Origin of the sequence: Lentzea sp. NBRC 105346 (genome assembly GCF_030269605.1) — a bacterium.
Classification (GTDB): Bacteria; Actinomycetota; Actinomycetes; order Mycobacteriales; family Pseudonocardiaceae; genus Lentzea.
The window spans coordinates 481745-495919 of record NZ_BSTQ01000002.1 but is presented as its reverse complement, the minus strand read 5'-3'; the positions used below and the strand labels follow the sequence as shown (position 1 = coordinate 495919).

Sequence of the window (14175 nt, the reverse complement as noted above, 5' to 3'; positions counted from 1 at the left end):
CGTGACTACGTTATTGGGCCAAGCGGGCGAGCACCTCCTCGGCGGGCCGGGCGTCGAGGCGGCTCCCGTCGCGCAGCCGCACCGAGATCTCGTCGTGAGCCGCCTCGGCCGGGCCGATGATCGCCTGGTACGGCACGAGCCGGTGCTCCCGGATGCGAGCACCCAGACTTCCGTCCGCCACGATCTCCGCCCGCAGTCCGAGCTCCAGACATCGTTGCAGCACAACGAAAGCGTGCGGCAGCTCGGACTCGGACACCGGCAGAACCACGACCTGGACCGGCGCGAGCCACGCCGGGAACGCGCCACCGTTGTGGTCCAGCATCAGCGCCACGGCGCGTTCGACGCTGCCGATGATGCTGCGGTGCACCATGACCGGCCGATGCTTCGCGCCGTCCGGGCCGATGTAGTGCAGGTCGAACCGCTCCGGCTGGTAGAAGTCGACCTGGACGGTGGACAGGGTGAGCTCGCGGCCGGCGTGGTCGTGGAACTGCACGTCGATCTTCGGCCCGTAGAACGCGGCCTCGCCGTCGACCTCCTTGTACGGCAGGTCATCGAGCACCTCGCGCAGCACCTCGACCGAACGTTCCCACGGCGCGTCCACGTACTTGCCGCCATCACCTGGAAGGGAGAGCCGGTAGTAGCACGGGCTGATGCCGAGCGCCTCGTGCGCGCGACGGATCATGTCCAGCGCCGCCCTGGCTTCCTCGGCAGCTTGCTCGGGGGTGCAGAAGATGTGCGCGTCGTTGAGGTTGATGGCCCGCACCCGGCTGAGCCCGCCGAGCACACCGGACAGTTCCGCGCGGTACATGCCGCCCAGCTCCGCCATCCGCAACGGCAGCTCGCGGTAGCTGTGTGAGCGGGAGCGGTAGATCAACGCGTGGTGCGGGCACAGGCTCGGCCGCAGCACCATCTGCTCGCCGCCCACGTCCATCGGCGGGAACATGTCGTCGCGGTAGTGCGACCAATGTCCGGAGATCTCGTACAGCTCCCGTTTGCCCAGGACCGGCGAGTACACGTGGCGGTAGCCCGCGCGCCGCTCCTCGCCGCGGATGTACTCCTCCAGCAGGTGCCGCACGACGGCGCCGTCGGGCAGCCAGTACGGCAGTCCCGAGCCGATCAACGGGTCGGTGTCGAACAGGTTCAGCTCACGGCCGAGCTTGCGGTGGTCTGGCATGGCGGTCTCCTCGTGGAAAGGGGACGAGCGACCGCGGGGTCCGGGGCACTCGCCCCGGACGGAAACGCAGCTGTCAGCGCGCCGGGACTGGATCCGGCGTCGTCGTCATCGCTGCGTGCTTCATGAGACCAACGGTAGCGGTGCTGTCAGCTGGTTTTCGTGAGCTCCGCGTGGACCTCTTCTGGATCCCGTTGTTGCAGGTACCGAAAGTGCAAGGCGGCCGGGGCCGGTGAGCTCGGTGAGGTCACCCAGCGCGGCTCCGGCCACTGCTGCGCCACGACGGCGTCGCTGTTCGCCAACCAGGTGGCCTGCCCGCCCTGGATTTGCGCCAGGTACGGGCGGCTCAGCACGACGTGGAGCGCGTCCGCGATCGTGGCGTCGTCGGGCAGGTCGAGGAACTCCTCGTGGGGCGCGTACACGTCGTCGCCCATCGCGACGCTGTCCCGCGTGACTCGGATCCGCACCCCGCCCATTCTCCGCTACTCGCAGGCGATGCCGTCGTGGTCGTTGTCCAGCCCGTAGATGTCACGGCCGATCACGCGGATCGGGCCCGCGACGTAGGCGGGACCGTTGCCGCTGCCACCCGCGCAGTCGACGTCGCTCGCGATCGGGACGCAGCCGCTGTAGTTCGGGTCGCACGCGGGCTTGGGAGCCGGCGGCTGGGGAGCGGGCGGTTGGGGTGCCGGGGGCTGCGGTGCCTGCGTCTTCGGGGCAGGCGGCGGCGTGGTCGTAGTCGTGGTGGTGGTGGTGGTCGTAGTGGTCGTGGTCGTGGACGACGTGGTGGTCGTCGGCTTGGTGGTGGTGGTGGTGGTCGTCGTGGTCTCGGTCGTCGTGCCGATGTGCGCGGCCGGAGTCGACGGGGTGCTGGGGGACTCGGTGTTGGCGAGCACGCCGATGAGCAGGATCGCGGCGATGACACCGCCGGCGACCCACAAAGGACCCTTCTTCATCGGCGCGGAGCCACCCGCGGGAGCGGGCCGGGGAACGGGAATCGGCACAACAGGAGTGGCTTCGCGCGGCAGCCGCAGCACGACCTCGAGTCCCTTGTGGCTGCGCTGAACCGTCGCGTAGCAGCCCGGCCGCCCGCCACCCGACGTGACGTGCGCGACGAGCGGGCCGTAGCGCTGCGACATCAGGTGCGTCAGCTCGCCGACGCGGTACCCGTCGAGCCGCACCTCGATGGCGTGCTGTCCGCGGTGCTTGCCCGTGGCGATGGTGCACCAGGCCAGCTCCACGGCCACCTGGGCCCCGACGGGATAGCGGGCGAGGACGGCCTGGTGGTGCTCTTCGCGGGTGACCGTGACGGACACCTCGGCGTTGAGCAACATGAGACCGGCCGACGAGTTCTCGATCACGAACGACTCCAGACGGGCTAGGCGTGGTTACGCCTGACCATCGCGAGTCCTCACGAGGTGTTACCGGTGTGCCCCAAGGGATGCGCCGTCCGAGTGGACTTCGCGCGACCCCGTAACGCGGCCCGCGTCAGCACCGAAAGTCAGACCCCGCGCCACTTGTCCAGCAGCCGCCGGTCGCGCTTGGTGGGCCGGCCCGCGCCGCGGTCGCGGAGGGCCACCTTCACCACGGCCTCGGGCGGCGGCTTCGGGGTGCGGTCGATGAAGCACGTGGCGGCGTCCGCGGCGCCGACCCGTTTCTGGATCACCCGGACGACCTCGACCACGCGCGTCGTGTCACCGACCCGCGCGCGCACCTCGTCGCCCGGCGACACGGTGGTCGCGGGCTTGGCCGGGCGGTCGTTGATCCGCACGTGGCCGCCACGGCACGCGGCGGCGGCGTCGGGCCTGGTCTTCGTCAGCCGGACCGCCCACAGCCAGCGGTCGACACGGGTGGACTCCACGCACCCATCATGCCAACCTCTAGGTCATTCACCAGATGTCACACCCCGGTAGCATTCGGTAACCTCGGGGGCGTGTCCGTCGTCCCCCCAGTGGAGTTGGTCGGCAGAGCGGATGCGATGGCGGCCGTCGTCACCGGGCAACGGGTGGTCGTGCGCGGGCCGCGCGGGATCGGCAAGTCCGCCCTGCTGGATCGGGCCGTCGCACTCACGACACGGCACGTGCGCAGGATCAGCTGCACGCCAGGCGAGCTCGACGTCGCCCGCGGGCTGGTCGGGGAAGTCCCGAGCGCCACCAACACCTACGCGACGTTCCGCGAACTCACGCGACGCCTCGGCGACGACGACCTGCTCGTGCTGGACGACGCGCACGACTGCGACCCGGTGAGCCTGCGGTGGCTGGACTTCGTGCTGCGCCGCCGTGACATCGCGGTGCTCCTCGCCCAACGGGACGACGCCCCAGGCCTCACCGACCTGACCGTCAGCCACGGGTTCGACATCGTCGAACCGGCCCCGCTGAATCTCGAACAGACGGGGCAGCTGTTCGACGATGCCGACCCGGAGTTGGCATATCTGCTCACCGGCGGCAATCCCGGCCGGCTCACCGAACTGCGTTCGGCGACCGACGGGCCGATCACGCGTACCGTCGTGCGGGAGGTGATCGGGCGCCGGCTGCGGCGGCTACCCGCGACCACGCGGCATGTCGCGGCGGTGCTCGCCGTGCTCGGCCGGGCCGACGCCGAGCTCGCCGGGCCGCTGGCCGGTGTGTCGGCGCACGAGCTCGCCACCCGTGTCGCGAGCCTGACGGCCGAATGCCTGCTCGGCCAAGGACTTCCGCCGCCGTACGGCGAGTGGGTCCGGCAGTCCGCGCTGGACGTCATGAACCCCGCCGAGGTCACCGCGTTGCGTGAACGGGCGGCGATGATCGTGGACGAGAACGGCCGCCCTGCGGTCGACGTGGCCCGGCAGCTGGCGCACCTGGAGAGCGTGGACGTGTCGTGGACGCCCGTCCTCAAGGCCGCCACCGCGAAACCGGGCAAGCTCTCACCCGACGTGGCCAACCGGTGTCTCACGCTGCTCGTCCAGCGCCGCCCGGACGACGCGGAGGCCCGGCTGCGCCTCGCGGAAAGCGCGGACGCGCGGACCGCCGCGGGCCACCTCATGGCGGCTTTCCATGGCGCCGCCGATCCCGAGCTGCGCGCCGAGGCCGCCGTGCGGTACGCGCTCACCACCCGGTCCGCGCAGGCCCGCGGGCTGCTCGCCGACTGCACCGGCCTGCCCGATGAACAGCAGTTGCTCGTCGACACGCTGACGCTGTGGCTCGACCTGATCCACCCGGCGACCACCAAGACGGCCGTGGAACGCGCGAAAACACTGCGGCCGCCGCCCGGCCACGACCGCGGCGAACGATGCCTGCTCGGCGTGCTCGCCGAGGCGAACGCGATCGGCGGCGGGACGCTCGAGACCAGCCTCGACCTCGCCCGGCGCGCGGTCGGCGGCGAGCTCGTGATCAACGACTGGTCGATGCTCTGCGCCACCAGGGTGCTTCGGCTCGCCGGGCACGCGGCCGAGGCGTTCGAGGTGCTCGACACCGCGGTCGAGCGGATCACCGAGCGGGCCGCGCTGAGCCGGGTGCTGGCCGACCGCGCGGTGGCGGCGATGGCGGCCGGCGACCCGAGGGCCGTGGCGGACGCACGGCGTGCCTACGACCTCGTCCCTGGCGACTCGAGGGCGACCGTCGTGCTGGCCCGCACCCTGGCCCGCCTCGACGAGGTGGCGCCCGCGCGGGCGCTGCTCGACGGCGCGGAAGTGTCCGAAGTGGACCAGGTGGACCACCTGTACGCCCTGGCCCTGGTCGAGTTCGCGGCGGGCGACGTCACCAAGGCGGCCGACGTCCTGCACACCGCCGCCGGACTGCTGGACCGCCGCGGCGTGCCGGACCCGGCGTGGATCATGCTCTGGGCCGAGTACGCCTCGTTCTCGAACATGGCGCGGCGCAAGGAGGTCGCGGACGCCGCGGCCCGCCGGGTGGTCGAGCTCGCGAACCAGTGGCGCAGCGTCGAGACGGCCGGATACTCGGCGATCACCCGCGCCGCCACCATGCGCCGGATGGACACCCAGCTCGCGGCCGAGGGCGCCGAACGGTTCGCCGCGGCCGGCGCGTTCGCCGCGCAGGCGTGGGCGGAGCTGGTGCTCGGCGTGTTCCTGCGGCGCACCGGCGACAACCAGCGGGCCCGCGTGCACCTGCGGTCGTCCGTGCGGCTCGCGACGCGCTGCGGCTACCGGTTGCTCGCCGACCGGGCGCGGTTCCACCTCGTCGCCGCGGGCGGCCGGATCCGGGTGTCCGACCACGGCTCGCCCGTCCTCAGTGGACTGACCTACAGTGAACGGCGGGTCGTCGAGCTGGCCGTGTCCGGCGCCAGCAACGCCGACATCGCCCAGCACCTGTTCGTCACGCTGCGCACGGTCGAGAAACACCTCACGAAGGCGTACCGCAAACTCGGTGTCGTCGGCCGCACCGAGTTACCAGAACTGGTGACAGGGCTGGTGTCGGGCACATGATGCTGCTGGAACGGCGTGGCCAGCTGGAGCTGATGGCACGGGCCCTGCGGCTCGCGCGGGACGGTCATGGCTCGCAGGTCCTCGTCAGCGGCCCGCTGGGCAGCGGCCGGTCCGCGCTGCTGCACGCCGTTCCCATCGAGGGCATGCTCGTGCTGCGCGCCGGGGGAGCGCTGCTCGAACAGGACCACGCGTTCGGCGTCGTGCGCCAGCTGTTCGACCCGGTGCTCGCCGACGCCGGGCCCGAGGCGCGAACGGAGTGGCTGACCGGTGCCGCGGGCGTGGTCTTCACCGACGACGTGACCGACGATGTGCCGGAGACCGCCCTGCAGGGCCTCACCGCGCTGATCGAGCTGATCAGCGCGGACGAACCGGTGCTGCTGCTGATCGACGACCTGCAGTGGGTGGACGACCCGTCGCTGCGCTGGCTGACCCGCCTCGCCCGGCGCCTGGAGACCATGCGCGTGCTGGTCGTCGCGACCGTGCGGGAGGGGGACGCGGGCGCGGACCGGCCGCTCGTCACCGACCTGCGGTCGTGCTCGGCCGACGTGGTCCGCCCGGCGCCGCTGTCCGCCGCGGCGGTGGCGACGCTGATCCGCGAGCACACCGGCCGCAACCCCGCCGCCGACCTCGTCGGCGCCTGCCACCAGGCCTCCGGCGGCAACCCGATGTTCGTCACCGCGATGGTCCCCGAGCTGACCGACGCGGATTCCGTGCCCACGTTGCGCCCGGCGCAGCTGCGCGACCGCCTCGGGCACTGCCTGCGCGCGCAGACCGACGCGGTCCGGGCGTTCGCGCGGGCCACCGCGGTGCTCGGCGAACGCACCGACGTCGAACTCATCGGGCACCTCGCCGGGCTGGACTCGATCGGCCGCAGCGCCGCGATGCGCACGCTGCACCGGCTCGGCCTGCTGGCCGCGCCCGGCTCCCCGGCGTTCACGCACGTCGTGGTGCGGGACGCGGTCGAGGCGTCGATGGCCGTGCCCGAACGCGAGGAGCTCGCGGTGCGGGCGGTCCGGCTGCTGCACGACGCCGGTCATCCCGCCGAACAGGTCGCCGCGCTGCTGCTGGGCACCACCGCGCGGCACGACACGTGGGCGATCGAGGTGCTGCGCTCCGCCGCCGACGTCGCGATGCGCCGCGGTTCCGCCGAGACCGCGGCCCGCTACCTGCGGCGGGCGTTGCTGGAGGCCTCACCCGACGGCGAGGACCGCGCGCGGCTGCTCGTCGACCTGGCCATCGCCGAACGCCGGTTCGACGCGGCCTCCTCGGTGCGGCACATCTGCTACGCCGTGCCGCTGATCCGTTCGGTGCGCGACCGGGCGGCTGCGGTCGTGCACATCGCGCCGACCCAGCTGGTGCCCAGCGCCGGACCGGTGCGCGAGCTGATCGAGCAGATCGCGCGCGACCTCGGCGACCCGGTGGAGCTCACCGGCGGCGACCGCGAGCTGGCGCTGTGGCTGGAGGCCCGGCTGCGCTACCTGCCGCAGCCCGGCGCCGCGCACCTGGCCGACTCGGTGCACCGGCTCGGCGAGGCGGTCGAGCAGAACCTGCTGGAGACCAGTGCCGGCCGCGAGCTGATCCTGGTGCTGCTGCGCGAGGTCATGCTCGCCGTCGGCGCGCCCGCGGCCGAGGTCGCGAAGCTCGGCGGGATGGTGCTCGACCGCGAACCCGCCGCCGCCACACACGTGCACACCGCGGTGCCGCTCGCCGTGCTGTCGCTCGTCGCGGCGGACTCGCTCACCCAGGTCGAGGGCTGGCTCGACCTCGCATTGGACCGCGCCCGCGGCCAGCAGCTCGTCGTCGAACAGGCGTTGATCCGCGCCGAACAGGCGCTCGTGTACGCGCACGGCGGCCGGGCCGAGGAGGCACGCGACGCCGCGTCGGAGGCGCTCGACCTGGTCGCGCTGGACTGGGGCGGCGGCAACCTCACCGCCGCCGCGGCGCTCGCGGGCGTCGCGCTGGAACTGCGCGACACCGGGCTCGCCGCGCGGCTGCTCGCACTGTGGCCGGCCGGCGAGGAGCACACGTGCGAGGCCGCGATCCGCCGCATGGTTCAGGGGCTCACCCTCGACCGCGACGACGAGCGCGCCCTCGAGTACTTCACGGAGTCCGGCCGCCTGCTCGACCGCGGCGGCTGGCGCAACCCGGTGCTGTTCTCGTGGCGGCTCACCGCGGCGCTGCTCAGTTCGCGGACCGGTGACCTCGACACCGCGCTGGCGCTCGCGCACGAGGCACGCGACCAGGCCGTCGCCTGGGGAGCGCCTTCAGGCATCGGCCGGGCGCTGCGGACGTTGGGGCAGCTGACGCCTGGGAACGAAGGGGTCGAGCTGCTGCGCGAGGCGGCGGCCGTGCTGGAGGACTCGGGGCACCGACTGGAGCACGCGAAGTCCGTGCTGCGGCTGGCCACCCGGCTGCGTGACGACGGCGAACCCGCGGTGGAGCTGTTCCACCAGGCCGGGGAGCTCGCGCGGCGGGCCGGGGCGGCGTGGCTGATCGGCGACACCAGCGGGGAACGCGACCACGTCGTGACGCTCACCAAGTCCGAGGAACGGGTCGCGCGGATGGCCGTGGCCGGGCACACCAACCAGGAAATAGCCGGCCTGTTGCGGGTGACGACGCGGGCGGTGGAGAAGCATCTCACATCGTGCTTCCGCAAGTTGCACATCCGGCGCAGGTCAGAGCTGTCCGCGGCACTGGCGCTGCATGCGCCGATGACCGCGCGCAACGTTTAGGTATCCGGTTTTCACCTGCGGTATTCCGCAACGTTCTTGCCTGTTTCGCGGATGGCCCTGCCAGGATGATCCGATTGGGTGGTTCGGTCACGTCCGTGCAGGTAGATGTGGGGGAAACCATGGAGAAAACGTCTCAACTGGCTGGACCGAACCATCAGTTGGGACGCTGCCGGGCGACCGCACCCCGAGTAGGGGTGGACCGTAAAGTTAGGATCGCTCTCGTAACTTTAGTTGACCCCCCTCTCGCGCACTGCATACGATCGGCGGTGCGGATCACAAGTAATTCCGAAAACATCGGAAAATGCCCACGGCGGTGATTGTGACCGGAAGCAACTCGAATGAGAGGAAGTGGTATCCCGTGACGCTTCGCTCCTTTTACCCGTTCGGGGAGGCGACGTCCGCGGACGTCGGCGTCTTCCGGTCCCTGCAGGAACGCTCCGGCCTGTGTCTGGCCAGCCTGGATGCCCAGCTCGCGATCGTGCAGCTCAACCAGGACTTCGTGGCCCGCTTCGGCGGTCGCGAAGGCGTGAGTTTCCTGGACCTGTTACATTCGGCGAACCGCGCGCGCGTGCGGCTGCAGTTCGAGCGGCTCATCGACGGCAGGCGGCAGCGGTTCGTCGAACATCTCGGCGGCCTGGGCGGTGCGGTGAGCGGTGACCTGACCGGCATCGCGGTCCGCGACCACACCGGTTCGCTGTCTCAGCTCGTCGTCGTGGTCAACATCCCCGAGCCGGCATCGTCCGCCGACTCACGGCGGACGCTGACCGAGCTCGACGCCCGGATCCTCGAGGGCGTCGCGGGCGGCGAGTCGACCGTGCGGATCGCTTCACGCAACTTCCTCAGCCGCCAGGGCGTCGAGTACCACATCCGCGGCATGCTCAAAAAGCTCGGCGCCGCGAACCGGACATCCCTGGTGTCGAAGGCGTACAGCGCGGGGGTGCTGAGCATCGCGAGCTGGCCGCCGAGAGTCGCCCCCGAGTTCGTCCAATGACGCGCCTCGCGTGGCACGACCAGGCGTCGTGGGCCGGGCTGCTGGTGGAACGCGACCAGTACCGGCGGGTGGTCGACCGGGCCGTGGCGGACATGTCGTCCGTACTGCTCGTGCACGCGCCGCCGGGTGGCGGCCTGACCACCGCGCTGGAGCTGGCGGCGTCCACCGCGCGGTCCCGCGGCGCGCGTGTGGTGTGGGCGCGCTGCTCCCCGGACGAGCGCACCGTGCCGTCCGGTGCGGCGAGCCAGGTGTTGTCCGCACTCAGTATGTCCTTTGTGGACGATCGGCAGCGCAGGTGCCGGGCGGTGCTGGAAGCGGCGCGGGAACGCCCGCTCGTCGTGGTCGTGGACGACGTGCAGTGGATCGACCCGGACTCGGCGTCCCTGCTCGTGGCACTGGCGATGCGCACGTCGCACGCGCCGCTGCTGCTCGTGGCGGGCTGTAGCGCCGCGCACCCGATCGTCGCCGCGCTGCGGGACGCCGCGGCCCGCCTGAACGAGTACGTGCTGCCGTTGCTGGGCCGCGACGGGATCACCCGCCTGCTCGCCGCGGCCTGCCCCGCACCGGTCTCCGAGAAGTTCGTCGACGTGCTGGTCGACGAGACGCGCGGCTCACCCGCCGTGGTGCGGCGCGTGCTCGTCGCGCTGGCGGCCCGGTCGGCGATGCCGAGGCCGCAGGACGTGCCGGAGCTCGCGCTCGGCGGGTGGCAGGACCTGGTGACGCGCGCCGTCGACGCGCTGCCGCGACCGGCGCAACGGCTGGTCCGCACGATGGCCGTGTGCCACGAGGTGTTCGGCCTGCGCGACTCCGCGGTCGTCGCGGGACTGGGCTCGGCCTACGCCGACGAGGCCGACGCGCTGACCGCCGCGGGACTGCTCGTCGGCGGTTCGTTGCCGTGCTGCGTCGCCGCCTCGCTCGTGCTGGGCACGACGTCGTGGGAGGAACGCGCCGAACTGCACGCCGCTGCCGCGAGCCTGGCGCACCGGACCGCGTTGCCCGACGACGTGATCGCGAACCTCCTGCTCGGCGCGGGCCCGATCGGTGAACCGTGGGTGCTGGAAGTGCTGCGCAACGCGGCCCGCGGCACCGACGACGACCGCGCCCGCGTGCGCCTGCTGACCCGTGCGCTCGCCGAACCCACGGCGTCGGAAGAACGCGCCGCACTGCTGGTGGACTGCGGCGCGGCCGAGGTCCGCCACGCGCCGGACGCCGGTGAGCGCAAGCTCGTCGCGGCCGGCACCGCCGCGGCCGTCGAACTGGTGCTGGCGCGCGGCAACACCGAGCTGGCGTACCGCATGGTCGCCGATCGCGATCTCGCCGCGTTGTACTGGCTCTCGGACGACGCGCCGCACGAGGCCCCGGAGCTGGCCGGCCTGGCACCCCTGGTGCCGCGGGTCGGAGATCCCGCCGACGCGGCGATCACGGCGTGGCAGCTGGTGACCGCGGGTCGCGACATCGGCCGCGCCCGCAAGCTCGCCCGCGCGGTGCTCGCCGGTTCACCCCAGCGGGAACCGTTGCTGCTGCCGTGGGTGCACGCGGCCCGGTCGCTCTCGCTCATGGGTGACTTCGGCGAGTCGACGGCGGCGCTCGACGCGGTGATCATCGAGGCGGGCCGGCGCGGGCTGCCCGTGTTGTCCGGGTGGGCGTTGCTGATGCGTGCCAAGGGTTTCTGGCGTCAGGGCATGCTCGCCGACGCCGCGCACGACCTGGACCGCGCGACCCGCGAACTGCCCCCGGAGCACTGGCACCCGACGGTGCGGCCGGTGTTCACCGGCCTGCGGCTGGTGCTGGAGCTGGAAGCCGGGCGGCACGACGAGGCCGAGCGGATCTCCGCCACCGCGGAGCCTGCCGGCGGGTTCCAGGGCGTGCACCTCGACTTCGCGCGGGGCCTGCTGAACCTCGTCACGGGCGACTTCACCCGTGCCGCCACGCTGTTCGAGGAATGCGGCCGGGTCATGCTCGCCCGCCGGTGGCGCAACCCGGCGCTGATGTCGTGGCGGTCGTTCGGCGCGGTCGCCCTGCACCGCTGCGGGCGCACCGAGGACGCGCTCCGCCTGGTGCGGGAGGAGATCCGGCTCGCCGAGGCGTGGGGCGACGCGGGCACGCTCGGCGGAGCGCACCTGCGGGCCGCGATGATCGGCGAACGCCCGGCGCACCACCGCGAGCGCGCGGTGAAGGCGTCGCGCACCGCCCGATCCACGCTGCGGTTCACGCGGATGGTGCAGCAGGCGACGGTGCCGCTGGACGCCGGTGGGCTCGTCGCGGACGTGCGGGCGCTCACCGAGCCGCGCTGGGTCGACGCGCTGACCCGGCCCAGGATGGCCCGCGATGCTGCTGGAGCGTGACGCGGAGGTCACGCTCCTGACGGCCGCCGCCCGCGCGGCGGCCGCCGGATCCGGCTCGGTCGTGGTGATCACCGGCCCGCTCGGCGCGGGCCGGTCGGCGTTGCTGGGCGCGGTTACCGGTATCGCCACCGAGCTGGGCGCCGAGACGGTGTTCGTGCGCGTGTCACCGTTGGAAGGCCATGTGCCGTACGGCGTTGTGCGGCAGCTGACGGCAGGCGGCGACGTGAGCACGTGGGGGACACATCGCCCGCTCGTCGTCATGATCGACGACCTGCAGTGGGCGGACGAGTCGTCCGTGCGGTGGCTCGCCGAGATCGCCGGAGAGCTCGGCACCAGGCGTGTTCTGCTCGTCGTGGCGCTGCGCGAGGGCGACCGCAGGTCGGCCGGACCGCGGATCGGCGACCTGGTCGACCAGGCTCACGTGCTGCGGCCCCGGCCGCTGTCCGCCGCCGCCACCGCGGTGATGGTGCGGGAACGGTTCCGCGAGCCCGGCCACGAGGACTTCGTCGCCGCCTGCCACCGCACGTCGGGCGGCAACCCGTTGTTCCTGACGACGATGCTGCTGGAGCTGTTCTGCGGCGGCATCGAGCCGACCGAGTCCAATGTGGACGTGGCGTTGGCGCTGCGCCCGTCCTCGCTCGGCGACCGGCTGCTGACGTGCCTGCGGACGCAGCCCGAGGGCGTGAACGACCTGGTGCGGATCATGGCCGTCGCGGGGGAGCAGGTGGACGCGGACCTGTGCGCGACGCTGGCCGGCCTGACCGCGGACGAGTACGCCGCCGCGCAGCAGCACCTCGCGGGCATGGACATGCTCGCCGACCGCGCGCTGCCCGGTTTCGTGCGCGACCTCGTCGAGGAGTCCATGCCGATCGAGGAACGCGAGCGCGTGCACGTGCGGATCGCGGAACTGTTGCACGGCAGGGGAGAACCCGCCGAGGAGGTGGCCGCGCACCTGACCGTCGTGACCAGTTCCCTGCAGCCGTGGGCGATCCAGGTGCTGCGGCAGGCCGCGCTCGTGGCGGCACGGCGGGGCGCGCACGAGGTCGCGGTGCGCTACCTGCGGCGTGCGCTGGTCGACGGCGCGGTCGCCGGGGTGACGCGGGCCCGGCTGCTGGTGGACCTCGCGACCGTTACGCGCGGCGTCGACCCCTCGGCCTCGACCCGGCACATCACACGTGCGGTGCCGTTGTTCACCTCGATCCGCGACCGCGCGGAAGCCGTGGTGCGACTGGGGTTGCCGATGCTCGACTCGGCGTCGCGGACGGTCCGCGAGCTGGTGTGCGCGGTCGGCGAGGAGTTCGGCGCGCCGGAACGGTGGACCGGCGCGGACCGCGACCTGGCGTTGCGGCTGGAGGCACGGGTCCGGTTCGTGCACGCCGGGGAGGAGCCCGGCCTGGTGGCCGCGGCGGACCGGCTCGCGCAGCTGGGCAACCGCCTCGCCACCGCGGGCGAGCGCGAGCTGCTGGTGATGTTGCTGCACCTCACCGTGACCGCGAACCTGACGACCGCGGCGGACACGGCCGCGCTGCTGCGGCAGGTGCTCGCGCGGGAGGACCCGGTGCCCGAGCACGTGCACTCGACGCTGCCGCTGGTGGTGACCGCGCTGGTGAACGCCGACGCCACCGCGGAACTGTCCGACTGGCTCGCCACCTCGGCGCGGTCCGCGACCCCAGAGGAACGGGCGCTGATCCGGATCGAACAGGCCCTCGTGCTCGCCCGCACCGGGCAGCGGGACCGCGCGAAGGCGTTCGCCGCCGAGGCGATGAACCACTCGGTGCTCGACTGGGAGGTGCAGGACTCGCTGTTCGTGCCCGCCCTGTCGTGGCTCGCGCTGGAGACGTGCGACCGGTCGTTGCGCAGACGGCTGCTCGCGCACTACGAGAAACGCTCCGCCACCCGCCGGTGGGAGTCGATGCTGATCGAGCTGCTGCGCACCGCGGAGATCGTCGACGACGGCGAGGTCGCGTTCGCCGTGGCGCAGGCGCTGGACTTCGGCAAGCAGCTCGACGGCGCGGGCCGCCGCAACCCGTCGATGTTCCCGTGGCGCATGTGGGTCGTGCCGCTGCAGGTGCGGCTCGGCGACGTCGAGCACGCGGTGCGGCTCGCGGAGGAACAGTACGAGCTCGCCGCCGCGTGGGGCGCGCCCGCCACGCTCGGCCGCGCCCTGCGGGTGCTGGGGGAGCTGACCGGTGATGCCGGCCTGCTGCGTCAGGCGGTGGACGTGCTGGAGACCTCCGCGGACAGTGCCCAGCTCGCGAAAGCGTTGCAGGCACTGGGATATCCCGCCGAACCCGAGGCAGAGAAGCCCGCGCCGCCGCCTTCGACGGGGCTGTCCGGTGCGGAGCAGCGCGTCCTGGAACTGGCCGTGCGCGGCCTGACCAACCTCGACATCGCCGAGGAGCTCGGCCTCAGCCGCCGCACCGTCGAGAAGCACCTCACCAACAGCTACCGCAAGCTCGGCATCTCCGGCCGCGCCGACCTCCGTGAAGGCCACCTTCCCTGAAGGTGGCCTTCACGAG

General features: G+C 72.6%; 9 protein-coding genes. 5 read left to right on the top strand and 4 right to left on the bottom strand.

Annotation, left to right across the window (positions count from 1 at the left end):
• Positions 1–10: 10 nt before the first annotated feature.
• From thrS to QSK35_RS06360, 4 genes are all read right to left on the bottom strand, one after another.
• A complete protein-coding gene (thrS, locus tag QSK35_RS06375) occupies positions 11–1267 on the bottom strand; it encodes a threonine--tRNA ligase (protein WP_285743607.1) in 1257 nt (418 codons plus the stop codon).
• A 53-nt stretch (positions 1268–1320) separates the two neighbouring features.
• Positions 1321–1638: a hypothetical protein gene (locus tag QSK35_RS06370; RefSeq protein WP_285743185.1), complete on the bottom strand. Its 318-nt coding sequence runs from the start codon at positions 1636–1638 to the stop codon at positions 1321–1323.
• 15 nt (positions 1639–1653) lie between these two features.
• Complete coding sequence (locus QSK35_RS06365; protein WP_285743183.1) at positions 1654–2529, bottom strand: hypothetical protein; 876 nt, start codon at positions 2527–2529, stop codon at positions 1654–1656.
• A gap of 140 nt (positions 2530–2669) precedes the next feature.
• Entirely contained in the window at positions 2670–3029 is a 360-nt protein-coding gene (locus tag QSK35_RS06360) for an RNA-binding S4 domain-containing protein (protein ID WP_285743182.1), read from the bottom strand.
• 72 nt (positions 3030–3101) lie between these two features.
• On the opposite strand from QSK35_RS06360, the gene QSK35_RS06355 reads away from it, so the two are divergent.
• From QSK35_RS06355 to QSK35_RS06335, 5 genes are all read left to right on the top strand, one after another.
• The gene (locus tag QSK35_RS06355; RefSeq protein ID WP_285743180.1) at positions 3102–5588 is read left to right on the top strand and encodes a helix-turn-helix transcriptional regulator; all 2487 of its coding nucleotides are present in this window, start codon (positions 3102–3104) and stop codon (positions 5586–5588) included.
• Positions 5585–8320 (top strand): ATP-binding protein, encoded by a 2736-nt coding sequence (locus QSK35_RS06350; RefSeq protein WP_285743178.1) that lies wholly within the window; start codon positions 5585–5587, stop codon positions 8318–8320. The genes QSK35_RS06355 and QSK35_RS06350 overlap by 4 nt, the downstream gene beginning before the upstream one ends.
• Positions 8321–8678: 358 nt before the next feature.
• Positions 8679–9311 carry a helix-turn-helix transcriptional regulator gene (locus QSK35_RS06345; RefSeq protein WP_285743175.1) on the top strand — a complete coding sequence of 211 codons (633 nt, stop codon included), beginning with the start codon at positions 8679–8681 and terminating at the stop codon, positions 9309–9311.
• Positions 9308–11656 (top strand): AAA family ATPase, encoded by a 2349-nt coding sequence (locus QSK35_RS06340; RefSeq protein WP_285743173.1) that lies wholly within the window; start codon positions 9308–9310, stop codon positions 11654–11656. Before QSK35_RS06345 ends, QSK35_RS06340 begins: the two co-directional genes overlap by 4 nt.
• Positions 11640–14159, top strand: coding sequence for a LuxR C-terminal-related transcriptional regulator (locus QSK35_RS06335; RefSeq protein WP_285743171.1), 2520 nt, complete (start codon positions 11640–11642; stop codon positions 14157–14159). Before QSK35_RS06340 ends, QSK35_RS06335 begins: the two co-directional genes overlap by 17 nt.
• The last annotated feature ends 16 nt before the right edge of the window (positions 14160–14175 follow it).